Raw genomic sequence first — 24945 nt, 5'->3', positions numbered from 1 at the left:
GGTATTCACTCAGCAATTGACGGCGGCACCCAAGTCTGCGGGCGGTCGACTCCACGGCGTTGGGCTGCCATGTCCGGCGAAGGAACCAGAAACTGCTTGGGATCTCCTCCCCATTTCGTCACCAGCGCGGCAAGCGAGCCGTCCTTGTACATGGTGTCGATCTGGTCGGAGATCGCCTGGGTGAGCTTCGGAGCCTGCTTCGGCAAATAAAAGCCGGTCATATAGGGCTGGAAATATTTATAGTCCGGATGTGCCGCAACCTGCTCGGCGGTCGGAGCATTCAGGTATGCGACCTGAAATTTCATGTCCGGCCGCTGCTTCTGTTGGTAGATGATCAGCAGAGGATCGAGGAAGCCTACATCCAGCCTTCCCGATGAAAGGTCTTCGAAGACGCTGTCGGCCGTCGGGAAGGTCCGCGCATTGGCCTTCGGGACTTCGGCGATCGACTTGGCCCAGACGTATCCGGTAACAGTGCCGAGTGCCTTACCCTCCAGGCTTTTGACGTCCGGGTAGGAGGCCGAGCCATGGACAGCCATGGCGGGCGGGGAATAATAGGGGGGATCTGTGAACAGCCCCGCCTTTTGGCGCGCATCCGACCAGGCGATGCCTCCGATCGTAATATCCACGCGTTGCGACTGCACGGCAGCGAGCATGCCGGGAAAATCCGTTACGGTGGTCTCGATCTTGAGGTCAAGCTTCTTTGCGACAGCATCAAGAATGTCGCTGTCGAGCCCGACAAGCTTGTCATCCTTCAGCGCCGTGTACGGCATATATGGCTCGATTGCGACCTGAAGCACGCCCGGCTTCAGCGTTTCGAAGTCTTCAGCCTGCACCGCCGCAGTTGTGGCGAGAACCCCAAATCCGAAGCCCAGCATCGCCACCACACCGCGTTTAAGCCGGGAATATCTGAAAATACCGTTGTCAGTCATCGTTCACCCTCCTTATATTTTTGTAATATATTACTGAGTATATTATTGATGTGCATTGTCAAGTGATTCTGCGCGCAAACGGACCGGATCACACTCAGGACGGAGACGACGTGGATGGACACTTGGATGTCTGAAGAAATGCTCGGCGACCCGGAAGCGTCGCTGACCTTGGCCGAGCGCACCTATTTGCAACTGCGCGAAGACATCATCACGGTACAGCTGCCGCCAGGCACGATCCTGCGTGAAAATGACGTAATGCGTCGCCTCGATGTTGGCCGCACTCCGGTGCGAGAGGCCTTCCTACGGCTACAACGCGACGGTTTCGTCGATGTCAACGCGCGTCGAGGCACCTTCGTCAGCAGGATCGACATCAGCGACCTGACGGCAATCTATGAGGCCAGAGCACGGATCGAATCCTGGGCGACCCGCCTGGCCGCAGAGCGTTTGCGTGAGCCCGAACGCCGCGAGGCCCGCCAGTTGATCGAAGCGCTGGAGGCGCTTTCCCTGCCGACGGAACTCGAGGCCTTGCTGTCGCTTGACCGGCGTATTCACCGCTTCATCTACCGAAGCGCCAAGAACCGGTATCTCTTTGACACGCTCGACCACTATCACAATCTCTCGCTTCGAATTCTTCACGTCGCCATCAGGCGATTTCCGGAACTGACGCCCGAGCTCGATAAGGTCGTACAGGAGCAGATACTCATGCTCGAGGCCGTCTGCCGCGGAGACGCCGATGCCGCCGAGCGCATTGCCTTGCATCATGTTCTGAGCTTCGAGCAGGAAGTTCGCAAAGTCATCTGACCGGCTTGAGGCGCCGCCCGTTGAATTCTATACGAAACGCACCCCGATTGCCGTTTCACGATAGCCCGCAATTGGTTCAAAATAGTGAAGCACTTCATAGGGCTGCCTCTGCCTAGCAGGGCCAGCACCAAGCGGAAGCAGGGTCAAAATCAAGGCGGCATTCAGCAGAACGTCACGCAAGCCGGGCAACACATCGCCCGACGGCTTCCCCCAATCACGCTGTCGGACGCATCTCTATCATTTCGGCGACTTGCTCAATTCGAGCTGGACTCTCCCTTTCCGACTGATAGGATCAGTCAGCGTCACTGACCAATCCTATTTGCGGTGACGACCGAGAGTTTTCGCCTGAAAGGATAGGAGGAGTGAACATGCCCCTTCAACGTCCGTCAGACATGCCACAAGATTCGCAACTTCGCGCTCTTCTTCGCGAGTGGGCCAGAAAGTTTGTCGACTCTGATGCGGCCGCAGACCGCGTGGTGCAGCGAACCATCAACGTCATTTGCGACAATCCAGAGCTTTTGGATGGAGCTCAAATGAATGAGGCGCTCTTCGCCCTCTTGCGCCGATACGCCTTCGGCGAAAACGATTTGCAAGCGAGCCAGCAGGATAAAGGTGCGTTTCCGGATTTCGGCCGCAGATTGGATAAAGAGGGCACCAGGTCGAAATAACGCTACCGCCAGAGCTTCTTAGGATAGACCGCGTCCCTCAAACTGAAAACGGCTTGCGCATCGCTATTTGCAAGCTGGGCAGGACTAGGGCCTCTTGCAACAATTTAGGGTTCTTCCACAATTTCTGTGATTCAGCGGCAGCATTGATTGCCGCAGGATTGTGTCGTCGCTGACCGGCATGCCGAGCCGATGCATTAAGTACTCGCCCGGGCGACCGCCCCTCCTGTGGCCAATCAAGCCTACAATCTCGGCCATCCGTTCAGTTCGTCGTGTGTAGGGTGACACAATCTCGGGCAACCTGTCTGTGAAAGTTCGTTGCCCGTATTTCCGGTGTCTACACGGCCACCTGTTCAGCGCGAGTTTGACTTTCACGACTTGGCCCTGAACTGGCAAGTCCCGGAGACTGCGGCTGTGCCAGCCATGCCGGTAACGACTTCGCGCTCCGCAATCCGGACAGATCGCGGCAGGTTTCGCAGCGGCGGAAACAACCCGGTTTTTTTCATCTTGAAGGGTGATACCCAGAATTCCGACCCTGGGCCGGGTGTCCAATTCGACTTCGTTCGCATTCACGCCGATAGCAACCTGCCCGCTAACAGTCCGCTGACCACAGAAATTGAGGAGGAATCCGGCCAATGCAATTCGTCCGTGAGCAGTTGGCCCTCTGTGAGGCTGAAATGAGCGTCCGCAAACTCGGTGGTTGTCTCACAGATGCGTAAGAGACGGTGGAGCGGATCACGAAAATTGAAGGTCATGCCCGAATAAACGCAGACCAAGATGATCGTCGGTTAGTATCACAATACGCCCTCGGGCTCTCGCCCGCACTCCATCAACAGCCGGATGAGCTCGCCCTGCCTACGTACGCCAGTCTTCTCGAATATGTGACTGAGATGCGCCCGGACTGTTGCAGCTGTGATACCAAGTCGGAGGCCCGCCGCGGCGCGTCCGTCACCCTTGAGAATCTCCATTGCAACGTCGGCCTCCGCCCTCGTCAACCCGAACCGGCGGCTCAGGTATTCTTTTGCTTCCGCGGGTGTCACGTCGAAAGCCGCGGCCATCGACGACCCAATGAAAACGGCGGCCATGGCCTCGGGCTCTAGTCGTGTACGCATCTCACTCCCGTTCAGAGGCAGGACATGCGCGAACAATGGCGGCGTTTGCGATGAGTTCAGACGTATGGAAAGGCCGACTTGCCCGAGTCTTGTTTCATCCCTTGCTGCGATGCGGATCGCGCTGCGAAGTTCCTGGGTTGCTTGTGGCGCTCTGGCGCCGAGTGCTCCATCCGTGTCCCGCAGCGCGTCGCCGTTTCGCAGCATGCTTTCGGCGGAGCGGTTCGCATGCAGGATCTTGCTGTCGCCATCGGCCAGCACGACGGCGCAGGGGAGCGCATCGAGCACTTCGGCCATGCGTGCTCGCTCGACGGCCTGAGCATCCAGTATGTTACTGATGGTCACCGCTCGGCGCAGATGCGGGAGCATTAGCATTCCGAGCTCGATCTCCCGATCAGTGATAATCCCGTGTTGCTGATGGCGTGCGACGACGATCTCAGAGAAATGTGCAGGCGTGTACATCAGAAAGAGATGCATGATGTCGACTATGCCGAGAGGCTTCAAACAGTGTTGAACGTAGGGGGCGCGCTCCAAATATTCAGCCGAGAGCTGCCTTGATGCGATAAATGGATCGTCGAGAGAGGGGCCTTTCGCGAACCATTCATTCAGCCGTGCGTGAATTTCCGGAATGTGTTTCTGCCGTTCTTCAAGCCCGAACTGACCCCAGCCAACGCTCTTGTCGATCACGAGGCGGTCGTTGCGGAGATCATTGAGAGAGAGGATGATGGATTCACCAGACATCGCCTCCATGAACTCGGCCAGCGTCCGCTCCCAGAGCGACGGATCAAGAGCGCAGTCGTAAATCGATCCGATCAGCCCCGAAACTATGTGGGGTGAGATACCAAGATCATTCTGGATCATGCTATTGGAGCTATGCATACCACGTCACCCCATGTCTCGTGATATCAAACAGGCCTAAGCTTGCACGCATTGGCCTCTGCATGTTCTCGCAATCTGAAGTTAATGGCACCTCGTTGTCGCATCGCATTGCTGCGAGAATAAAACCAATTCGTCGCATCAGCCGCTCCCCCGAGCCTGCCGAAAACACAGGATATAGAACGAACGTCCGATGCGCCAGCGGATAAGTTGTGACATGGTTCACTTGTTATCGCTGTTTGCGAGCATCCGCGCCGACAGTGGAAAGATTGGAATGAGAGTCATCACCAGCGGCATACGCGGGCCGAATTGGTGAGAAATGTGTACTAATGGCGCGTTCACGATCCGCCGTTGACTGTTAATAAGGGGACCGGATTTAACGCTAGAAGACATAGCGATGTCGAACATACCCGCTTATCTCGACATCGGTCTCACACGCAAAGTAAGACAGTGATGAGGATTCCATTTCTTGCATCATCTGAGACCTAGTATCTGCGATCGAGCAGGTCTGCGGCAGGATTTCCGTATGGATTCCAATAGGTAGAGTTTTGGCTTCTCCAGCAGTCGGCATATCAATCGAAGACCTGAAAGCCTTCGAGATTGGCGTCATTGTCATACAGAAAGCGACGATCGGCAATTTGCCGACTATTGATCAACGTCGTGGAGCAGCAGCCTAAATATCTATCAAGTCATGGTTAAACGAAATCTATCAATCGTCCGCACAAGCGGCTTCTCTACTATTCTACACCGTGATCCAAATCCAGATTGGGGAGGAAATTATGGCTACATGGCAGGACAATGCAAATCGAGGCCTCTATCTCTTCGAAGGAAGCGGCGATGATCCGGGCGACAAAACATGGCAGATTCTGAACCATATCCTCGATGAGAACAACTCGGATGCCTATATCAGTCGAGACTTCTATAACGTGCAGCAGACCGCCGGCGGCCTTCCTGATGGTATGAGCTTCGACCAGTTCCTTGAGATGATCCAGGGCCATGTGCGAAGCGAACTGGAGAGCAGCAGCTTTGGCGCGGACGTCAGCGACGAAGACTTCAAGCAGGCCGCACTGACATTCGACGACAACATCCGCCGACATATCCGCTTCTTGAACGGGGTCGTTCATCAGGGAGCGCCAGGGGAGGTTCACGTCGCCTTGTGGAATCTGATCCTGGAAGGCCGAAGCCACAGCCGCAGCATCTACTCCTGCTACAGCGACTATCTCGTCGACGCTTGAATGCCAGGCGGGCGCCTGGCCGCCTGAGATAAATGACGGTGCCGGCGGTGACACGCCGAGTGAATACCACTGAACAGCGCTCAACATCGAATTCGGCCGCGACGGCCGATGCTAGGCTTCGGCATTCGGCCGATGCCATCGATCGGCCTTGCCTAAACTCATCGAGGCAGCCGCATCAGCAGCAACATGCGTCACCAATTAGGGAGGCACAAATGCCTGGAAGCGATCTTCAGATTACCGGCGGGATAACGCAGGCGTTACTCGACGCACTCGACCAACTCCACACGGCGGTGGCCGCACAGCTCGTCAACCCTGACGGATCACCATCAAATACGGCCGTCTATATGCATCTTCCGATCGGTCAGCCGGTCGATCCGAAAATGTACGCCAATCCGTGGACTCCGGCCGGCGGCAGTGCCTATGGCGCGGTATCCAATACCGGCGCCTTCGCGGCGCCAGCACCAGCGGCGCTACCGCAGGGAACGCCAGCGACCCCTGCCGGCCAGCTTGCCGCGATACCCGCGCCCGATCCGAAACTGCAATTGGCCATCAACAGCGCCTTCAACACGGCGCAGCGGGTGGACAATATGCTGATGGTGACGAACAAGGGCGTCGCCGTCTCATGGCCTGAGCGGACAGTCAGCATCGAATATTTCGCGGCTTTATCGGGAATGCAGGCCGAACCCATCCCTGAGCCCTCTGCCGACGTCAAAAAGCGCATCGCGGATGCCGAGAAGACGCTCTATCTGATGGATGCGGACGGCAATTTTACCGGCTACACGCAGCGCCATACCGCATATCGGCACAATCAGAAGGTTCTTGCCGATGCACGTAGCGAGTACGCACTCGCCTATTCCCTGGCTATGTCCGATCCAATCCAAGGTCAGTCCTGGCCAATAACCAGCGCCAGATATCAGAATGCTGTCGATCAAGCTTATAACGATTTCAGGGACATGGGTGGGCAGCAGATCGACGACGCCATCGCAACGCTTCAGTCAATCGGTGGCAGCGCAGCCGCAGCGCTCATCGCCAAAGCCCGCAAGATGTATGACGAGTATAGTATCGGCCTTGGGGGCGCCATCGCCATCAGAGTACCATGGTCATACATCGATCCTGTCTCGTGGTGGGATCATACAAACGACGATTTCGGCATCATGAAAATCACAGCCACGTCGAAGCGATATCAAGCGGCTGGCGGCAGCGGCCAGCACAGTTTTTCCCACAGCTTCTATAACAATGAATCGTCGTCAACGTCAGGCAGTGTCGGGTACAGCGTGTTTGGCTTCGGGGCATCGGCCAGCGCCTCGCATAGCTCCTCCAACCATGATGACGGCTGGAATGCCGATCAATCGTCCTGGACCTCGCATCGGGATCAGAGCTCGTCGGCGGAGGTCCGCTTCGAATGGTTTCTGGCCAGCATCGAGAGACCCTGGCTTCTGGGCGACCTGTTCCACATGGAAGGTTGGTATTTGGCCGGACAGAAGAAGAATGCCATCAGCGATGGCACCATAGAGGGCCAGATCGGCGACGTGCCGAAACTCCTGCCGATGATTCCGAAAGCTTTTCTGGTCATCCGCAACGTCAGGATCACCGCCGATTCCTGGGGTAGCATGGGAAGCGCCTTCCAGAGTGCCACCGATAGCGCCAGTGGGCATACCGAAAGCAGTTCTACGTCATTTGGCGGCAAGGTGGGCTGGTTCGGCCTCGGCGGCTCGGTGCAACATTCGAGTTCCGAAAGCAGCGGCGCCTTCACCAGCCAGCACGACGCAACGCAAGGTTTCTCCTTTACCAGCAGCGGGAATGGTGGAACGCTCGAACTGCTTGGCTCGCAGATCGTCGGATGGATCGGCCAGATCCAACCCGCTGCACCGCGCAAGGACGATCCGGCGCTTGCGGCGGGCGGAACGACAGCCGGCGCTGGTGGCGCACCTGCCGTGCCGACCGACGCCCATGCAGCACCTGAAAGCTGAGGCGCGTCATGGGCGACAATACGGATCAGCTCGCGATCCTCGGCCAAAAAGTGATTGATACTCTGATCGCGACCTACAACCCGAGCAACGATCCGTCGGTGGCGCTTGCCCTTCATCCGGGGCAGGCGCTGGCCGATGACATAGTCCAGAACGGAGTGACGAACCCCCTGCGGCTGTCGGAATGGATCGAAGACCAATACGACTATCCGCTGTTGCTGAAACGCTCAGACGCTTCATCCATCTCGGCAGCATCGGTCGGCAGCCTGTCTGCCAAGTCGGCCTATTTGGCAATGGTGCCTTGGGCGCAGCCGAGCATGCCCACGGATTCGCCGGCCTTCGCCCGCATCGCCGCCCTGATAGCCGAAGCACGCAAGGATCTCGGTGACAATCCCGACGCCTTGCCCTTCAGTTGCGAGCCGACCGACTTCGCCGAGCCCGACAGTACGGCCTGGCATGTCTTCGACCAGAGGATTTCGGCCAGCACCTCGACGACAACCACATCTTCCCCGCCAGTAAAATCAAATCCGCAATTGTGGAAGATGCGCCAGTTGACGGACGACGTCCTGTCAACTCTGACACCCGCCAACGAGCTCGCAAGGGAGCGCAGGGCATTTGCCGCGGAATTGGCGAGGGAGCCGCGTAGCGAAGTCGTCAAGAAATTACGCACGCTGCCGACCCCGGCGGAGTTCGCCGTTCAGCCCATCGAGTTCATGACGGTTGCACCACCACCGGCAACGTCGCCTGCGCGGCCAGTCACGGCCCGACTGTCAGGCCTATCAGTCACGGATACGCTGCGGGTTTCTGATGCCCCCGTCCTGCGGACCGCAACCCTTCGGCAGGCAAGCCGCCGCCGGCTCGTCTTCAACCCCGGGCATTCGCTCAATCCGGAGGAGCCGCCATTTGTCGTGGCGGGCCATACCGGCGAAGTGGCACCGGTCAAAACCGTCGACAGGATGATGCTCAACAGGCTTTCGACGTTGCAGCTGCATGATCTGGTACAAGTTCCGGCGGTCGCCGAGGTGACGACGTCTGACAGCGAGCTTCACGTGCATTTCGAATATTGCCTGCTGACCATCACCCGTCGTCTTGCTGGTACCCGATGGTGGCGTCCCGATCTGATCTCGGAAGACGACTGGTACGTGCCAGGCATGAAGCGGGGCGATATGGTCAAACCATCGACCGACGAAGCCTATGCATATTGCCTGCCGCAAGGCCTGCTAGTGGTCCGCAATGTTGAGTTCAGCGGCTCCTGGTCGGCTGAAGCACGGGCTGCGATGGACAATGCGGTATCGTTCCTGGGGCCTTTCCTGATGCAAGCACCCCGGACCACAATGGCGAGTATGCAGAACGCGGAGCAAATCAGTGTACTCGGTGTTGGGGTTCAGGTAATCGGCGAACTTTGCTTTACATTACCGCCCCTACCGCCGGGCGACGATCCGGCTTTGGTCAGCTAGGAATGCGCTGATATGCTGCGCCAACGTACCTCATAAGAAATTACGTGGCGTTCACCGCATCGTCGCTCTTCATAATATATGAACTGTCGATACTATCAGTTAGTTGGTCAAATCGGCTTTAATATATATTCGAGTATCGCTTCTCATTGGCCTCGACCTTAGCCCCAAGTTTCCTTCGCGCGTGATAGCCCGCTCTGGTCTCTCGCCCAATTCTATCGCGCCGGCAGGAAGGGTATAGCCCTTCCCGGATGCCTCTTGTTGAAGAAGCAGCCGTTCTTGCGAGTTCGAAATGCCGCTATCACTGACGGAAAAAATCAACTGAAACCCTATCTTCGAGCGAAGCGATTTTGCGTCGTCTGACTACGTGGCAGTTCGCGCAGTGTTTTGGTCCGGTTGTTCTACTGGCAATGAACAACGAGCAGGGGCCGACGGGCGATGTATTGATTTCACAGACACGCTCCTAAACGTCGCTCGCCCAACGGATCGGAACTCCGATCTCCCGCCGCAGCCAGGGGTAGAAGCCGTTGAGGAAGCGAGTGGCTGCGGGAATGTAATAGCCGCCATGATGCATATGTGGATCAAGCGTCGTTGCGATCAGCCGGCCGCGGAAGCCGCGGCGGTCGTCGAAGAGGATATCGCCGATGCGTTCCTCGCTGTGCGGCCGGCATAGTTCGACGATCGTGTCCGCCGTCCCGGCCTTCAGATAGTAACCATGGCGGTGCCACTGCATATCCTTCAGCCCGATATAGCGGTGCAGGCTGTGGTCAATGGTTCGCAGACGGTGGCCGCTGTCCGGATTTTCCTGCATGAACCAAGTGAAATTGGTCGGCGTCGGCATGAAGGTCAGCCGGGGATCGATGATGTCGGCTCGCATGCCGCCCATGATTACCAGCAGGCCGCCGTCGTCGAGGAAGGCGCGCAGACGGCTCGCGTGGCGCTTCAGCTGGTCGTTGTCGGAGCGACAGGCGATAACCACAGCCTTGCTGTGGGCGAGATCGTCCTCGACCAGTTCCGGGAAATAGGCAGTCCGGTCGATCATCCGGCCGTAATCGCGCAGGAAATTGAGATGCTGCGGCAAGCCATTGTGGATCACGGTGACGCTCATGCCCGTGCCTCCACCAGCCAGCTGATCAGCTCATGGGTCAGGTTCGGCGTGTCTTCCTGTCCGCTATGAAAGGCGGAAATGTCTGGACCGCCGTGGCAGAAGAAAATGCCGCCGGCCTCGTTTTCAAGATACCAGTCGATCGCATAGGCGCCGCGCCCGATGGTGTTGACCACCGTGGCGCCTGGCGGCGGCGGATTGTGGCCGACCCCGTAGACGCCGGCCATGCCCTCAAGCAAATGGAACCGGTCGACTGGCAGGCGGTCGAAGGCGAGATGGGAGCTGTGGCGTTCGACTGAATAGTCGCCGAGGCCAGGCTGTGGGATCGGCTCGAACGGACGCAGGAAGGACATATAGGGGCGAGCGACGATATCATTCGCGAGGATAGACGCGCCTTTCAGCCAAACGTCCTCCAGCCAGGCACCCTTGCGCGAGAGCATGATCTCGTCGCTCTGCATGGGGATGATAATCAGCCGGTGGCGAAGCGCCGACGGCGCTTCGGGCAGATCGCGAACGTGAACGATCTCCAGCGTCAAGGGCGCCGTCCGATAGGCCTCGGCCGGGGGCTCGTCCTCGTTGCGGCTGCGGATATAGAGGGCGTCGACCATGACTAAGTGCTCGCGTGCTGTTTCTACAAAAGGGTCCGCCGTAGCGGACCCTCCTATCGTTTTACTTGGTGGCGAAGCGCTCGTAGCCCTTGGCGCCGGCATTCATGTCCATACGAAGGATAGCGTCGATCTGCTTGTCGGTCGGAGTCTGCCCGTAGAGTTTCGGGTACCAGGCCTTGACCTCGGCACGCAGGTCGAAATTGAAAAGATCGGGCTGCAGGATATCGGCAAGCCACATCCAGCCGAGCGGCGATTCCGCGCTACCGGGGTCCCAGCGATAACCGCCCATCGGCACCTGATAGACCCGCTTGTTCTTCGCCGCGTCGGTCAGGCCAAGCACTGGATCGTCATAGAAGCGCTTGACGCTCGCCTTTTCCTCGAAGGTGCTGATGAAGATCACCTCCGGATTCCATTCGGCAACCTGCTCGACGCTGACCTGCTTCCACTTGTCGATATCGGCGGCGGCGTTGCGGCCACCTGTCAGCTGTATCTGCCAGCCGTCATGGTAGTTGTTGCCCACCGTCCAGAGCTTGTCGACCGAATAGAAGAAGTAGGCAACCTTCGGCTTCTTGTCCTCTGCCACGCTCTTCAACCCTGCCTGCAGCTTGCCGATGACATCATTGTGCCAGTCGTTGATCATCTTCGCGCGGTCCGGCTTGCCGATCGCCTGCCCGAGCATGGTCAGGCTCTGCTGCACATAGGTGTCGTCGTCGCCGCTGACGACGATGGCGGTTTTGATGCCGGCATTGACCAGCGGCGCAATATTGTCATTGCCCGCATGAGCCCATTGCAGCACAAGATCCGGCTGAAGCGCGGCGATCGCCTCGACATTCGGCTTGCTGCCCTGGGCGGCACCGCCGGCGAGAATTCCGGTTCCAAGTGCCTTGGCCTTGGGAAAGAACTCGCCGAGAATGCCCTGTTCGATAGCCGAGTAAGCTTCGGGATGAGCGGCGATCAGGCGGTCTGCGCTCTGGTCCAGCGCAATCACCATCGATGCCATCGGCACCGGAAAGGCAATGATGCGCTCGGCCGGCTTTTGGAGCGTGATCGTCTTGCCGGTAAGATCGGTGACGTTGATCTCCTCGGCATGGGCGCATGTCCCGACAAACAGCGACAGGGTGGCCAGCAATCCGGCAAAGCCCAGCTTTCTCATATTCGTTTCGACTTTCCTTGATGAGTGTGTTGGCAAGTTCGTGAGTGCGAGGGTCGCTCAGGGCAGCAATCGCGCTGTGTAGATGTCGGCAGCCGGCAATGGCAGCAGACGGGCCGCCATTTCAGCCTTCAGCTCTTCGAGCCGGGCGTCTTCTTCGGCAGTCCTGTTCGTCTGGGCGCCGAGCCTCACGAACTCCTCGCGCACATGGCCGGGCTTGATAATGGCTTCGGCGGTTCTGCCGCGATAGGTAAAGCGGAAGACGTAGGGGCCTGGGGGTTCGCTGATCACGTCCTTGCCGCCAATCGAGCGGTCGACAACAAACCGACCGTCCGTCAGCGCGCGGGTCGCCATCTCAATTGCGTCGCGCCCGCCTGGGCCGGAGAAAGCCGTCAGAACGGAAATCTCGCGACGTTCTAGCGGCGTCTCCGAAAGCAGGGGAAAGGCGGCCTGCATGGATTTCAGGCCGTGCGCGACGCCGCCCGGAAAGCCGCCGCCATGGAAGGTGTTGATATCATCGAAGGAGAAGGTTAGGTCTCTGCCGTTTTCGCGGACAGTAATGGTGTCATGCATGGAGATAGGCCTTCAGGTTGGGCACGAAACGGTCGAGAAACCGCGTCGTGGCGGGCATGAAATGCGAACCGTGGTGGAACATCGGATCTAGTGAGGAGAGGATCATGCGCCCCGGCGTCGAGACCTCGTCGACATAGAGAATGGCGCGGCTCTCGGCGTCTGTCGCCAGCACCTCCGCCCCGGCAGGCGGGACGAACCAGCCGTGCAAATGCCAGGTGATGTCTTCCTTGACCATGCCATGCATCAGTGGATGGTCGGGCGCGACGATCTTGACGCCGAGGTCGGCCTCGGAATCCTGCCACCACCACCAGTTCGTTGGCGTCTCCGTGAAATCGATTGACGGAAGCCAGAGATCGGAGCGGCTTTCGCCGAGCGCCACCACAGTTCCGCCGGCCTGCAGATGTCTGGCGATGACTTCGCGCTGCGGCATCATCCGCTGGGCCGGCGTGCGGCAGGGAACCCAGAGGATGTCATCAGGACGAAGTATGTCTGCGAGCTCCTCGGGCGCCGTAATCACATCGAAAGCGGCGGCGTAACGCGGTCCTTCGAGGCTGCGGATGATATGGTAGGAGCCGACCGAGGGAGCGACGATGCTACCGACCCTGCCGGCCGCTGACCTGGCGCCGGCAAAAATCTCCGGCTCCTCCAGGGTTCGCTCGCCCGCTGCACGTGCGGGATTGGAGGGCCATGGGTCAAGGCAGGCGCCGCCGCCGGCCCAGTCGAGAATCCGACGCGTGAGTTCGGGCGAAAGCCCCCAATCCTGGCCCATCGCGCCGAGATCGTTGCCGGCATGTGAGAAGACACGGCCGCCGCCGGGTCTTGCCCAGACCCAGTCGACCGCCACCTGCGCTTCGCCGAGACCGTTGACGGCGACAGCACCCGCAGGCAGCGGATTGCAACCACGTCCATAGAAGCCGGCAACGCCCTTGTTCGTCTCGATCTGCGTGAGATCGATGCCGGCAAAGATCGGGTGTGGATTGACCGATGTCAGGACGAAATCCGCTCTTCTCGGAGTATCGATCGGACGATACTGCGCCATGCCATCGAGGATCGGACGCACGATGTGCCCGTTGAGGAACCAGCGGCCGCCAGCATCAAGGAAGGCCGCGAGAGCCTCCCTCATGCCGAGCATCGCGTTCTGGTCCAGCTGATTGCCGGTGATTAACCCTCGGCTGGCAAGCAGCCGCTCGCGTGTCAGCTCGACCTGCTCGATAATCTCGACGGCCCCTCCGGCGGCGGCCTCCAAGACCGTTGCCGAGGGAGTGTCATAGGCGGATTTCAGATAGATGACGGTCATGCCGCCACCTCTATGCCGGCAAAGGCTGGCAGGATGGCTTTCCGGGTCTTGCTGTCGACACTCGCCACATCGACCCAGCGCATGGGAACGCCATAAAGTTCGGAGAGTTTTTCCGGCTCGATCATGTCGGCGACCGCGCCACTGATTTCGCGCCCACCAGGCATCATCAGCAGGACGTCGTCGGCAGCAGCAAGTGCATGGTTCGGATCATGGGTGGTGAACAGAACCGCCTTGTCGCGCCGGTGTCTAAGCGCATTCAGAAGGTCGAGGGTTCGTGACTGGTTGCCGAGATCTAGCGCGGAGGTCGGCTCGTCGAAGACCAATGCCGGCGATCCGGTCGCAAGCGCCCTGGCAATCAGCACCATCTGGCGCTGGCCACCCGACATGCGGTCATAACGCAGATCTGCCAGCTCACTGGCGCCGACTACCACCAGCGCCTCCTGTGCCGCGGCTCGATCCGCCGCTTTCGGCTGGCCGAACAGGCCGAGGCGGGCAGCTCGGCCCATGACGACCACTTCAAGACCGGTAAGCCTGGCCTGCGAAGCGCCGTGCTGTGGCACGTAACCGGCAACATCAGGCGCCTGTCGCGTGCCGCTTGCCAGAGTCTGGAAGCCGAGAAGCGCCCGAAGCAAGGTCGTCTTGCCGCGGCCGTTGGGACCGAGGATCGCCATGGAGCGGCCGACCGGCACGGTGAAGGAGATGCCGGAAAAAAGCGTCCGGCTGCCGAACGCGACCGATGCATTGTTGAGCCCGATCATGCGCGGTTCGCCTCCTTGAAATGGCGGCGCAGCAGATAGCCGAAAACCGGTGCGCCGATCAGGGCGGTCAGAACTCCAAGCGGGATTTCCGCCGCCGTCAGCGTTCGCGCCAGCGTGTCGATAAAGGTAAGGTAGGCAGCGCCAAGCAAAGCGGCGGCCGGGATCAAGGCGCGGTGATCTTCGCCGACGAGAATGCGCGCCGCATGCGGCACGACGAGGCCGATCCAGCCGATGATACCGGCGATGGAAACCGACGTGCCGGTCATCAAGGCGATGGCGATGAAGACATACCAGCGCTCGCGATCCGGATTGACTCCAAGCGAACGAGCCTCCTGCTCTTCGAGCGCCAGAAGATTCAACCGGTAACGCAGCAGGAATATAGCGCAGAGACCGATCGCCATACCCGGAATGGCAAGACCGAGCCGAGCCCAGGTGGCGGTGGAAAACGATCCCATCAGCCAATAGACGATGGCGGGAAGCGACGTGTTGGGGTCTGCCACGAACTGGACGACAGACACGAGGGCTGCGAAGAGCGCGCCGACGACCATGCCGGAAAGAATGACGGTGATGACCTCGGTTCGCCCGTTGATGCGCGCGAGCATGCCCACAAGCACCAAGGCCGACAGGCCGAGCACGAAGGCCATACCGAGCATCTCGACACCTGAATAGCCAAAGAGGATGGCAAGCGCGCCGCCGAAGGCCGCCCCCTGGCTGATACCGAGCACCTCGGGTGCCACGAGCGGATTACGGAACACACCCTGCAGCGCAGCACCCCCGACGGCAAGTGCTGCGCCGGACAGTGCTGCCAGCAGCACCCGGGGCAGGCGGACCAGCAGAACGATACGCTCATCCATCTGCGCCGGCATGGCGTGGGGATGACTCAGCGCGCCCAGCAGAATTTCGCCGATCCGCGGAATCGTGACGGAAAAGCGTCCCGCTCCGATCGAGAACAGCATGGAGGCGATGAGCACGAGGATCATGGCGCCAAAGACGCCGATACGGACACCCATCATCCCGCGGCGCCCGCTTTCCGCTACAGCCAGGCTCATCTCACTTCGCCTTGAACTGTGCGTAGTTCGCAGTATCGCCCTGCATGCCGATCCAGAGGATTCCGTCGATGTCGGCGTCGGTCAGCTGGTAGCCGTAGAGGGTCGCATAGGCCTTTTTCATTTCCGCCCTGAGGTCGTAGGAAAAGACGTCAGGATGCAGAAGGTCGGCAAGCCACATCCAGCTCAGCGGGCTTTCCTGGCTCGGCGGGTCCCAGCGGTAGCCGCCGAGCGGCATCTTGTAGACCTTGTTATTGCGCGCCGCATTGGTGAGCGACAGGATCGGATCGTCATGGATACGGCTGATCGAAAGCTTGGCCTCGAAGGCGTTGAGCAGAATGACGTCCGGATTCCATTCGGCGATCTGCTCCGGGCTGACCGTCGTACCCTGCCCCACGACATCGGCAGAGGCGGATACACCGCCAGCGAGCTCGATGGAATAGGCATTGTAGTTTCCCTTGTTGCCGGAGGCGCTGAGTGACTCGAGCGCGCGGCCGAGATAGAGCACCTTCGGCCTCTTATCGACAGGAATAGCCTTGCCCTTTTCCAGCATCGCCGCCTCGACCTCGGCACGCCAGCCATTGACCATCTCAGCCCGCTCCGGCTTGCCCATGGCGGTCGCCACCATGGCTTGATATCCGCGCGCTTTTTGTTCAGTACCGTAGGAGATCAGCAAGGAGGTGAGGCCAGCGTTGTTGATCGGATCGACGATATTGGCGCCGTAGTCAGCCCATTGCACCACAAGGTCAGGATTGGTTGCCGCCAATTCCTCGACATTCGGGATAAAATTCGGCGCGGTGATGCCGGAGGGAATATCCTTCGCCTCGGGAAAAATCTTCCCGAGGATGCCCTCGACGATCGCGCTTTTTGCGGTTGGGTTCATACCCACCAGCCGCGACGTGCCGCCATCCATGGAGATGATAGTCGAGGCCATCGGGATCGGAATAGAAGCAATCCGCGCTGCTGGCTGCTTCAGGCTGACGACACGATTTCCCTGGTCGGTGATCGTGATAGGCTCGGCAGAGGCTTTACCCTCAATACTGATAGCCGCAAGGGTCAGGGAAATGAGGAACGTGGCGCGCCTTATAGACATTGAGGAACCCAAAAAATATAGGAGTAAAATTATCTTGTTTAGCCTCCATCACAAACTTGATTACTATTGTCAAGAAATTGGCGATTGTATCAGTGATACCTGTTGGATCAGCCAGGGGCGCCGATCACGTCATCAACTTGGGCTCTGTGGTTCCTCCTCAATTTCTGTGGTCAGCGGACTGTTAGCGGGCAGGTTGCTATCGGCGTGAATGCGAACGAAGTCGAATTGGACACCCGGCCCAGGGGTCGGAATTCTGGGTATCACCCTTCAAGATGAAGAAAACCGGGTTGTTTCCGCCGCTGCGAAACCTGCCGCGATCTGTCCGGATTGCGGAGCGCGAAGTCGTTACCGGCATGGCTGGCACAGCCGCAGTCTCCGGGACTTGCCAATTCAGGGCCAAGTCGTGAAAGTCAAACTCGCGCTGAACAGGTGGCCGTGTAGACACCGGAAATGCGGGCGACGAACTTTCACAGACAGGTTGCCCGAGATTGTGTCACCCTACACACGACGAACTGAACGGATGGCCGAGATTGTAGGCTTGATTGGCCTCAGGAGGGGCGGTCGCCCGGGGCGAGTACTTAATGCATCGGCTCGGCATGCCGGTCAGCGACGACACAATCCTGCGGCAATCAATGCTGCCGCTGAATCACAGAAATTGTGGAAGAACCGATTTGAACTTACGACCGCTGTTTAGCTCGGGCTATTGCGGCTACGTCGGCAATCAGTAGCAAGCAATCGCGGCAACAAACGTGAGTTTGGCACTATCCCCACAGATCGTTCCATAGTCGGCAAGCCTGCTAATATCCTTAAAGATTTTGGGCGGTAACCGTCAGGAAGCGAACGGGCTCGAGATCGACGTCGTTTGCAATCAAACCCAGCCGCTTCAGCGTCAGGTCGATGGCACGGCGGGCCTGAACTTCCGGAGCTTGATCGAGAACGATCGTCATCACACCTTCCTTCAGGTAGCCGCGTGTCGCATCGGAAAGCTCATGCCCGACCCACAAGACAGGCCGTTTGCGATGTCGGCGCAGAACGGTCGCGATCGCGGCGTTGTCGCCGCCGGCGCTATAGAGGCCGACGATATCGGGATATCGGGCGAAGGCACTCGTCAGCAGCTCCATCGTCTTCATTTCATCGTCCTCGTCGAACATGACTTCGGCGAAGCGATGCGACGGGCTGGCATGATCCAGCAGATAGTCGGAAAAGCCGCGGATGCGCGCCTTGTGGTTCTCGTAAGCGCCGCTGTGACAGAGCGCGAGGAAGGTGCCGGAGATGTTGGCCTGCATCTGCGTCATGTAGAAGCCGGCGGTGCGACCGGCAGCCTGGTTGTCGATGCCGACGTAAGGCAATTCCGGCGCCGGCCGCGTCATGATCTGCACGACGGGTATGCCGCCGCCGGCAGCTTTGCGAACACTGCCGACCACATCGGGATGATCGGGCGCAACGACGATCAATGCGGAGCGCCGCGCCTGCGGATTTGCGATATGGCGCGAAAAATCGGCGGGATCATCCTCGTGCGCGAAGGTCCGCTGGATCAAAATATCCTTGTCGAGCAGGGCTGCGATGCGCTCGAAGGCGCGATTGAGCCTTGAGTAGAAATAGGTCTCGGGCCGCAGGAGGACCACCTCGATACGCACCAGGCCGTGTCTCGTGCCGGCAGGCGGCGCGCGATAGCCAAGCCGCTTGGCCGCGATGAAGATCTTCTCCGCCGTTTCCGGCAAGACGTTGCCGCGACCGTTCAGTGCGCGCTCGACCGTCGCAGCGCCGACGCCGGCCGCAGCCGCCACATCCTTCAGCGTAACCTTGACCACGCTCCCCTCGCCCTCCCAAGCCGATGATCAGATTTGATCATGAATTCGCGACCAGCGAAAGAGGTTCAGCCGTCAGCCGAAGCGGTCCACGAGAAAATCGATGACACTACGCAACATCGCTGTCGGACGCCGATCCGGCGCATAGACGAGGTGCATCGGCGTCGGCTTGTAGGACCATTGCGGCAACACGGGCTCCAACCGCCCGGCGTCGAGATCTGCGGCCAAAAGCAGCTCCGGCTGCAGCGTGATGCCGGCTCCGTGCAGGGCGGCAACGCGCAGAGCCCCACCCTGGTTCGTGGTAAACCTGCCGTTGATGGCGACTTCGCAGGTCTGCCCCTCCGGGCCGACGAGATGCCAGCGCCCTTGCAGACGCCAGTAGGAATGGCCGAGGCACATGTGATTGGCGAGATCCTCGGGGGTTTGCGGCCTGCCGCAGCAGTCAAGATAATCCGGCGATGCCGCAAGCACACGGCGATAGGGCTTCAGCGGCCGCGCCACCAGATTGGTGTCCGTCAGCTCGCCGATGTGGATGCCGAGCTCGTAGCCCTCGCCGATCAGATCATGCGGGTTGTTGTCGAGCGCCAGATCGACACTGACGTCGAGATTCTCATGCAGATAGTCGACAAGTGCCGGCACGAGGCTTTGTGTCCCGAAGCTGACGGGCGCGACGAGCCGCAACCGCCCGCGCGGGGCCGATTGCAGCTCGGATGCCGACTGCTCGGCAAGCTCGACCTCAGCGAGAGCCGTCCTGCAGCGCTCGTAATAGAGCTTGCCGACCTCGGTCAGCTGGTGGCGGCGTGTCGTGCGGTGAAGCAGACGCGCGCCGAGGCGCTGCTCGATCGTCCTCACATGCTTGGCGACCATGGCCGACGACACCTCACTGACGTCAGCCGCGGCGGCGAAACTGCCAAGCTCGACCACCCTGACAAACATCGCCATGCCCGCCAACCTGTCCATGATTGCATACCCATAGGTTCGGAATGAAGCAAACAGAAGCCTATTTATCGCCCTATGGTTTTGCAAGATAGTCCGTAGTGCCTAACGTCAGGCATTTATCGATACAGGAGCTACCATGCCTATCCTTCGCTTGGAAATGCATCCCGGACGCACACAGGACCAGAAGCGCGCCTTCGTCCGCGAAGCGACCAAGGTTGCCGTCGAAACGCTCGCCTGCCCGCCGGAATCGGTGGAAATCGTCATTACCGAGATCTCGAAGGAGTCCTGGGCGACGGCAGGCAAGCTGAAATCGGATAGCTGAAAAGATCCGATCGGGTCATCACGGAACCTGGCGGTTGCAACGCGACCGTCAGGCTTCGTTCGGCGTGAGCTTCTGGCGCCCCCAGGCCTCGGCCCATTCCATCAGGCGGGTCAGTTCCTGCTTGAGGGCATGCGAGCGGATAATATCGGCGGCATGATCAACATTGGTGCGTGGATTGTAAAATGCGCCGATCTCTTCGCCGCGTTCCCTTCTTGCCGCCTCGAGGCGGGCCTTCACATCATCCACTTCGGCCTTCACCGCAAAGTACCGCTTCATGACTTCGACAAGGTCGCGGTCGCTTGCATTGGTCTCCATGCGTACTCCATCCTACTCATTTCAGCGTTTCCGCAATGATCCGATTCGGATGGCGAAATCTAGGTCATCGTTTAGCCGGCAAGGTGAGTAGGTGGACGATAGCCTCGTCAAATGGGCTCGGAAGTACAAGAAATAGGACGCGGATTCATGACCAGTTTTCCTTGACCGACTGCATCACCACATTGGTCGATGTGCTTGCCACGAACGGCAGGCTGGAGATCTTTTCGCCGAGAACGATGCGGTAGCGGCGGATGTCGGACGTCCGCACCTTGAGCAGATAATCGAAGCGACCGGCGATCATGTGGCACTCTTCGATTTCCTTGATTTTCTTGATGGCATTGTTGAAGCTGAGCAGAGCCTCCTCGCGCGTATCCGTCAGCTTCACCTCGGCGAAGGCGACGTGGTTGAGGCCAAGCTTGATCGGATTGAGGATGGCCTTGAAGCCGTCGATGTAGCCGGAATCGATCAGTTTCTTGAGGCGCGCCTGGCATGGGGTCTTGGAAAGGCCGACCCGCTCGGAAAGCTCCGTGATCGACATGCGGCCGTCCTCGACCAGCGCGTCGAGGATTTTTTGGTCGAACTGGTCAATTTCACTGGATTTGGTCATTCTTGCAGGCATTCCTATTTGATATTGGCATTATTGAAGTTCAATATGACTGGAAAGCCGCAGTTTCAAGGCGGAACGCTTTCCCGGAATGAACTATGTTCTGATCGAAGCAACGGGAGGGCTGCGTGAGGCGATATCGCTGACGCCCACTTACGCCATCGGGACCCTTGCACCTTGAGGATATCATGACTGTCTCTGCCAAGCTCGCCACCGAAGAACCAGCTCCAGACGTTGCCCCATTTTCGCATTTCGCACCGCCCATCCGTGAGCAGAGCCCGCTCCGCCAGGCAATCACCGCCGCCTACAGACGCCCTGAAACCGAGTGCCTGCCCGCCCTGATCGAGGCTGCCACCTTGCCGGAGGCTACCCGCGAGGCTGCAAGGAAAACAGCCAGGAAGCTGATCGAAGCGCTGCGCGCCAAGCACAAGGGCGATGGCGTCGAAGGGTTGGTGCAGGAATATTCCCTTTCGAGCCAGGAGGGCGTTGCGCTCATGTGCCTCGCCGAGGCGCTGCTGCGCATTCCCGACACGGCAACCCGCGATGCGCTGATCCGCGACAAGATCGCCGGCGGCGACTGGAAGTCGCATATTGGCGGCGGCCGCTCGATGTTCGTCAACGCCGCCACCTGGGGATTGGTCGTCACCGGCAAGCTGACCTCGACCGTCAACGAAAGCGGACTTTCCGCCTCGCTGACGAAGCTGATCGCCCGCGCCGGCGAGCCGGTCATCCGGCGTGGTGTCGACATGGCCATGCGCATGATGGGCGAGCAGTTCGTCACCGGCGAGACCATCGATGAAGCGTTGAAGCGCGCTCGTGCGCTAGAAGCAAAGGGTTTCCGCTACTCCTACGACATGCTTGGCGAAGCCGCGACGACCCATGCCGATGCCGAACGCTACTATCGCGACTACGAAAACGCGATCCATGCGATCGGCAAGGCATCCGCCGGCCGCGGCATCTATGAAGGCCCCGGCATCTCTATCAAACTTTCCGCACTGCACCCGCGCTATTCGCGCTCGCAGGCCGACAGGGTCATGGGTGAGCTTCTGCCGAAGGTGAAGGCGCTGGCGCTGCTCTCCAAGGGCTACAATATCGGCCTGAACATCGATGCCGAGGAAGCTGACCGGCTCGAACTCTCGCTCGATCTCCTGGAAGAACTGTGCCTCGATCCAGATCTTTCCGGCTGGGACGGCATCGGCTTCGTCGTGCAAGCCTACGGCAAGCGTTGCCCCTTCGTCCTCGACTTCATCATCGATCTTGCCCGTCGCTCCGGCCACCGCCTGATGGTCCGTCTCGTCAAGGGCGCCTATTGGGACGCCGAGATCAAGCGCGCGCAGCTGGACGGCCTGGAAGGCTTCCCCGTCTATACCCGCAAGATCTATACCGACGTATCCTATGTCGCCTGTGCCAAGAAACTGCTTGCAGCGACCGATGTGGTCTTCCCACAGTTTGCCACTCACAACGCCCAGAGCCTGGCCACCATCTACCAGATGGCCGGCAGCGACTTTTCGGTTGGCAAGTACGAATTCCAGTGCCTGCATGGCATGGGCGAACCGCTCTATGAAGAGGTCGTCGGCGCCCAGAACCTCGGTCGCCCCTGCCGCATCTATGCTCCGGTCGGCACGCATGAGACGCTGCTTGCCTATCTCGTGCGACGCCTGCTCGAGAACGGCGCCAATTCGTCTTTCGTCAACAAGATCGCCGATCCCGCCGTGCCGGTCTCCGAATTGACAGCCGATCCCGTCGAGCGCGTGCGCGCGATGACCGTTGTCGGCGCGCAGCACGATAAGATCGTGCTCCCTGCCGACCTGTTCGGCGGTGCGCGGCAGAATTCTGGCGGCATCGACCTCTCGAATGAGACCACGCTCCTCGAACTATCCGCGCAGCTGCAGGCCTCGGCGGCGAAGGACTGGATCGCAAAGCCGCTCCTTGCCGATGGCTCCGAACGTGGCACCACCCGTGCCGTTCTCAATCCCGCCGACCACGCCGACGTCGTCGGCCAGGTCACCGAACTTGAGCCGCAGGATGCGGCCGACGTCATGCGGCTCGCAGCCGCCGCTGCCGAGCGTTGGGCGACAGTAAGCCCCGACGAGCGCGCCACCATCCTGGAGCGTGCCGCCGATCTCATGCAGAGCGAGATGCCTGCCCTCGTCGGCCTGACCATCCGCGAAGCTGGCAAATCGGCTGCGAATGCCGTCGGCGAGATCAGGGAAGCGATCGACTTCCTCCGCTACTACGCCACGCAGGCACGCAAGGTGCTGAATCCGGAAAGCATCCCGCTCGGCCCTGTCGTCTGCATCAGCCCGTGGAATTTTCCGCTGGCGATCTTCACCGGCCAGGTTGCCGCCGCGCTGGTCGCCGGCAATCCTGTCGTCGCCAAGCCCGCCGGCAATACGCCGCTGATTGCCGCTCAGGGTGTCCGCATCCTGCATGAAGCCGGCATCCCGCGCGATGTCCTGCAGTTCGCGCCCGGCAGCGGCAGAATGGGTGCCGCACTCGTCGGCGCGCCCGAAACCGCCGGCGTCATGTTCACCGGCTCGACCGAGGTCGCCCGGCTGATCCAGGCACAGCTAGCCGAACGGCTGTCCAAATTCGGCAAGCCGATCCCGCTGATCGCTGAAACCGGCGGCCAGAACGGCATGATCGTCGACTCCTCCGCCCTTGCCGAACAGGTGGTCGGCGACGTGATCGCCTCGGCCTTCGACAGCGCCGGACAGCGCTGCTCGGCACTGCGCGTTCTTTGCCTGCAGGAAGAAGTGGCGGATCGCACGCTGACCATGCTGCGCGGCGCGCTTCGCGAGCTCTCGGTCGGCAGGACCGATCGTCTCGCCATCGACATCGGCCCGGTCATCGACGATAGTGCCAAGCGCGGCATCGACGAGCATATCGAGCGCATGCGCCAGCTCGGCTGCAATGTCGAACAACTCGATCTTCCTTCCGCCGCCGACAAGGGCACCTTCGTCGCCCCGACCATTATCGAGCTGAAGAAGCTCAGCGATCTCAAGCGCGAGGTCTTCGGCCCGGTTCTCCATATCATCCGGTATCGGCGCAAGGGTCTCGACAAGCTCATCGCCGATATCAATGCCTCCGGCTACGGCCTGACCTTCGGCCTTCACACCCGGCTTGACGATACGATCGCCCATGTCACCGAGCGCGTGCGCGCCGGCAATCTCTATGTCAACCGCAACATCATCGGCGCCGTCGTCGGCGTACAGCCCTTCGGCGGCCGTGGCCTGTCCGGCACCGGTCCGAAGGCAGGCGGCCCGATGTATCTGCGTCGTCTGGTCGCCTCCCCGACCGAACCGTTGCGCGACGCCTCTGTGCAAAGCGATCCGGCCGCACAACAGTTCATCGCCTGGCTCGAAAGCAAGGGGGCTGCGGACGCGGCCAAGCAGGCCCGTGCCGTTGCTGCCCGGTCGTCGTTGGGCTTCAACACAGAGCTTCAGGGCCCGGTTGGCGAATTGAACCTTTACGCGCTGCATCCGCGCGGCAGAATCCTGCTTGCTCCGCAGACAGCCCTTGGCCTGCATGTCCAGATCGCTGCCGGGCTTGAGACAGGCAATTCGATCATCATCGATGCCGCATCGGGCCTGCAGGACGAGCTTCGCAATCTGCCGGCGCAGGTCGCCAACCGCATCTCCTGGTCGAAGGACTGGGCAGCGGATGGACCTTTCGCCGGCGCTCTCATCGAGGGCAATGCCGAGCGGGTCCAGCAGGCGATCAAGGTGATCTCGGCAATTCCAGGCCCGCTGGTTCTCACCCAGGCAGCCTCGAGCGAAGAAATCGCTAAGAATGCCGACGCCTATTGCCTCAATTGGTTGCTTGAAGAAGTGACGACGTCGATCAACACCGCAGCGGCCGGCGGCAATGCCAGCCTGATGACGATCGGCTAACACCAGCCGCAATCTGAAATTTACGCGGCGGCCGGACCGGCAAGGTCTCGGCCGCTGTTTTTTTGGGAAAACGCGGGCCATCCTCGCCCTTCGAGGCTTCGCACCTCAGGGTGAGGATGGAGCACACGTCGTCACATAAAGAAGATTCCTGCTCCATGAGACCAGTTCAGTGTGGCGCATTGTACAAGAGGTTAGCCCTCATGGTGAGGTACGCAGGCTCCCGAGCTTGTCGAAGGGGCCGGCGCCTCGAACCACGAGGGCGGGTGGTGAAGGACCGCACCCCACTCAAATCTCCCACTTCGCATCGGTCTCGTGCTCAATGCACGTTTCAACATAGTCCGCGCATCCGCATCCGCCTTTCACGGCGTCATTCTCCTCCATGCAGAAAATTTTGAGAA

22 protein-coding genes and 2 pseudogenes are annotated in these 24945 nt (G+C 59.9%); 8 read left to right on the top strand and 16 right to left on the bottom strand.

From position 1 onward, the window contains the following. Positions 1-5 precede the first annotated feature (5 nt). Positions 6-929, bottom strand: a complete 924-nt coding sequence (locus ACIQWP_RS03850) for a substrate-binding periplasmic protein (RefSeq protein WP_402782569.1) — start codon at positions 927-929, stop codon at positions 6-8. Between the two features lie 114 nt (positions 930-1043). Here ACIQWP_RS03850 and ACIQWP_RS03845 point away from each other — a divergent pair, with 114 nt between their 5' ends. Both ACIQWP_RS03845 and ACIQWP_RS03840 read left to right on the top strand, forming a co-directional pair. Continuing rightward, entirely contained in the window at positions 1044-1730 is a 687-nt protein-coding gene (locus tag ACIQWP_RS03845; protein WP_402782567.1) for a GntR family transcriptional regulator, read from the top strand. A 368-nt stretch (positions 1731-2098) separates the two neighbouring features. Next, the gene (locus ACIQWP_RS03840; protein ID WP_402782565.1) at positions 2099-2398 is read left to right on the top strand and encodes a hypothetical protein; all 300 of its coding nucleotides are present in this window, start codon (positions 2099-2101) and stop codon (positions 2396-2398) included. A 147-nt stretch (positions 2399-2545) separates the two neighbouring features. On the opposite strand, the pseudogene ACIQWP_RS03835 reads toward ACIQWP_RS03840, so the two are convergent. Further along, positions 2546-2914: pseudogene (locus ACIQWP_RS03835) on the bottom strand (transposase family protein); the annotation flags it as partial. A 275-nt stretch (positions 2915-3189) separates the two neighbouring features. Next, entirely contained in the window at positions 3190-4365 is a 1176-nt protein-coding gene (locus ACIQWP_RS03830; protein WP_402782563.1) for a PAS domain-containing protein, read from the bottom strand. A gap of 794 nt (positions 4366-5159) precedes the next feature. Here ACIQWP_RS03830 and ACIQWP_RS03825 point away from each other — a divergent pair. The 3 genes from ACIQWP_RS03825 to ACIQWP_RS03815 are packed head-to-tail and all read left to right on the top strand — an operon-like array spanning position 5160 to position 9039. Beyond that, positions 5160-5615, top strand: a complete 456-nt coding sequence (locus ACIQWP_RS03825) for a hypothetical protein (protein ID WP_402782561.1) — start codon at positions 5160-5162, stop codon at positions 5613-5615. Between the two features lie 32 nt (positions 5616-5647). Further along, positions 5648-7585 (top strand): hypothetical protein, encoded by a 1938-nt coding sequence (locus ACIQWP_RS03820; protein ID WP_402782559.1) that lies wholly within the window; start codon positions 5648-5650, stop codon positions 7583-7585. Positions 7586-7593: 8 nt separating this feature from the next. Further along, entirely contained in the window at positions 7594-9039 is a 1446-nt protein-coding gene (locus ACIQWP_RS03815; RefSeq protein ID WP_402782557.1) for a hypothetical protein, read from the top strand. Between the two features lie 99 nt (positions 9040-9138). On the opposite strand, the gene ACIQWP_RS03810 is transcribed toward ACIQWP_RS03815, so the two are convergent. From ACIQWP_RS03810 to ACIQWP_RS03770, 9 genes are all read right to left on the bottom strand, one after another. Further along, positions 9139-9357, bottom strand: coding sequence for an NUDIX domain-containing protein (locus ACIQWP_RS03810; RefSeq protein WP_402782555.1), 219 nt, complete (start codon positions 9355-9357; stop codon positions 9139-9141). A 142-nt stretch (positions 9358-9499) separates the two neighbouring features. After that, positions 9500-10144: a hypothetical protein gene (locus ACIQWP_RS03805; protein WP_402782553.1), complete on the bottom strand. Its 645-nt coding sequence runs from the start codon at positions 10142-10144 to the stop codon at positions 9500-9502. Beyond that, positions 10141-10749, bottom strand: a complete 609-nt coding sequence (locus ACIQWP_RS03800) for a hypothetical protein (RefSeq protein WP_402782551.1) — start codon at positions 10747-10749, stop codon at positions 10141-10143. The genes ACIQWP_RS03805 and ACIQWP_RS03800 overlap by 4 nt, the downstream gene beginning before the upstream one ends. A gap of 61 nt (positions 10750-10810) precedes the next feature. Next, the gene (locus ACIQWP_RS03795) at positions 10811-11902 is read right to left on the bottom strand and encodes an ABC transporter substrate-binding protein (RefSeq protein WP_402782549.1); all 1092 of its coding nucleotides are present in this window, start codon (positions 11900-11902) and stop codon (positions 10811-10813) included. Positions 11903-11959: 57 nt separating this feature from the next. Then, complete coding sequence (locus ACIQWP_RS03790; RefSeq protein ID WP_402782547.1) at positions 11960-12472, bottom strand: hypothetical protein; 513 nt, start codon at positions 12470-12472, stop codon at positions 11960-11962. Beyond that, positions 12465-13769 (bottom strand): hypothetical protein, encoded by a 1305-nt coding sequence (locus tag ACIQWP_RS03785; protein ID WP_402782545.1) that lies wholly within the window; start codon positions 13767-13769, stop codon positions 12465-12467. Before ACIQWP_RS03785 ends, ACIQWP_RS03790 begins: the two co-directional genes overlap by 8 nt. After that, a complete protein-coding gene (locus ACIQWP_RS03780) occupies positions 13766-14527 on the bottom strand; it encodes an ABC transporter ATP-binding protein (RefSeq protein WP_402782543.1) in 762 nt (253 codons plus the stop codon). The genes ACIQWP_RS03785 and ACIQWP_RS03780 overlap by 4 nt, the downstream gene beginning before the upstream one ends. Next, positions 14524-15576, bottom strand: a complete 1053-nt coding sequence (locus ACIQWP_RS03775; RefSeq protein WP_402782540.1) for a FecCD family ABC transporter permease — start codon at positions 15574-15576, stop codon at positions 14524-14526. Before ACIQWP_RS03775 ends, ACIQWP_RS03780 begins: the two co-directional genes overlap by 4 nt. 1 nt (position 15577) lies before the next feature. Then, a complete protein-coding gene (locus ACIQWP_RS03770; protein WP_402782537.1) occupies positions 15578-16666 on the bottom strand; it encodes an ABC transporter substrate-binding protein in 1089 nt (362 codons plus the stop codon). 208 nt (positions 16667-16874) lie between these two features. On the opposite strand from ACIQWP_RS03770, the pseudogene ACIQWP_RS03765 reads away from it, so the two are divergent. After that, positions 16875-17295, top strand: a pseudogene (locus tag ACIQWP_RS03765) (transposase family protein); the annotation flags it as partial. Between the two features lie 177 nt (positions 17296-17472). Here ACIQWP_RS03765 and ACIQWP_RS03760 read toward each other — a convergent pair. Together ACIQWP_RS03760 and ACIQWP_RS03755 are read right to left on the bottom strand one after the other, a co-directional pair. Then, positions 17473-18477, bottom strand: a complete 1005-nt coding sequence (locus ACIQWP_RS03760; RefSeq protein WP_402782534.1) for a LacI family DNA-binding transcriptional regulator — start codon at positions 18475-18477, stop codon at positions 17473-17475. Between the two features lie 72 nt (positions 18478-18549). Next, on the bottom strand, positions 18550-19434 hold the full coding sequence (locus ACIQWP_RS03755) for a LysR family transcriptional regulator (RefSeq protein ID WP_402782531.1): 885 nt from the start codon (positions 19432-19434) through the stop codon (positions 18550-18552). 115 nt (positions 19435-19549) lie between these two features. On the opposite strand from ACIQWP_RS03755, the gene ACIQWP_RS03750 reads away from it, so the two are divergent. Further along, complete coding sequence (locus ACIQWP_RS03750; protein ID WP_402782528.1) at positions 19550-19735, top strand: 4-oxalocrotonate tautomerase; 186 nt, start codon at positions 19550-19552, stop codon at positions 19733-19735. A gap of 48 nt (positions 19736-19783) precedes the next feature. Here ACIQWP_RS03750 and ACIQWP_RS03745 read toward each other — a convergent pair whose 3' ends face one another. Beyond that, positions 19784-20050 (bottom strand): hypothetical protein, encoded by a 267-nt coding sequence (locus ACIQWP_RS03745; protein ID WP_402782525.1) that lies wholly within the window; start codon positions 20048-20050, stop codon positions 19784-19786. Positions 20051-20195: 145 nt separating this feature from the next. Then, complete coding sequence (locus ACIQWP_RS03740) at positions 20196-20657, bottom strand: Lrp/AsnC family transcriptional regulator (protein ID WP_402782522.1); 462 nt, start codon at positions 20655-20657, stop codon at positions 20196-20198. Between the two features lie 185 nt (positions 20658-20842). On the opposite strand from ACIQWP_RS03740, the gene putA reads away from it, so the two are divergent. Continuing rightward, the gene (gene putA / locus ACIQWP_RS03735) at positions 20843-24547 is read left to right on the top strand and encodes a trifunctional transcriptional regulator/proline dehydrogenase/L-glutamate gamma-semialdehyde dehydrogenase (protein WP_402782519.1); all 3705 of its coding nucleotides are present in this window, start codon (positions 20843-20845) and stop codon (positions 24545-24547) included. Positions 24548-24945 lie beyond the last annotated feature (398 nt).

The organism is Rhizobium sp. NPDC090279 (assembly GCF_044769665.1).
Taxonomy (GTDB): domain Bacteria; phylum Pseudomonadota; class Alphaproteobacteria; order Rhizobiales; family Rhizobiaceae; genus Rhizobium.
The sequence above is the reverse complement of the archived record's forward strand: the minus strand, read 5'-3'. Positions and strand labels throughout refer to the sequence as shown.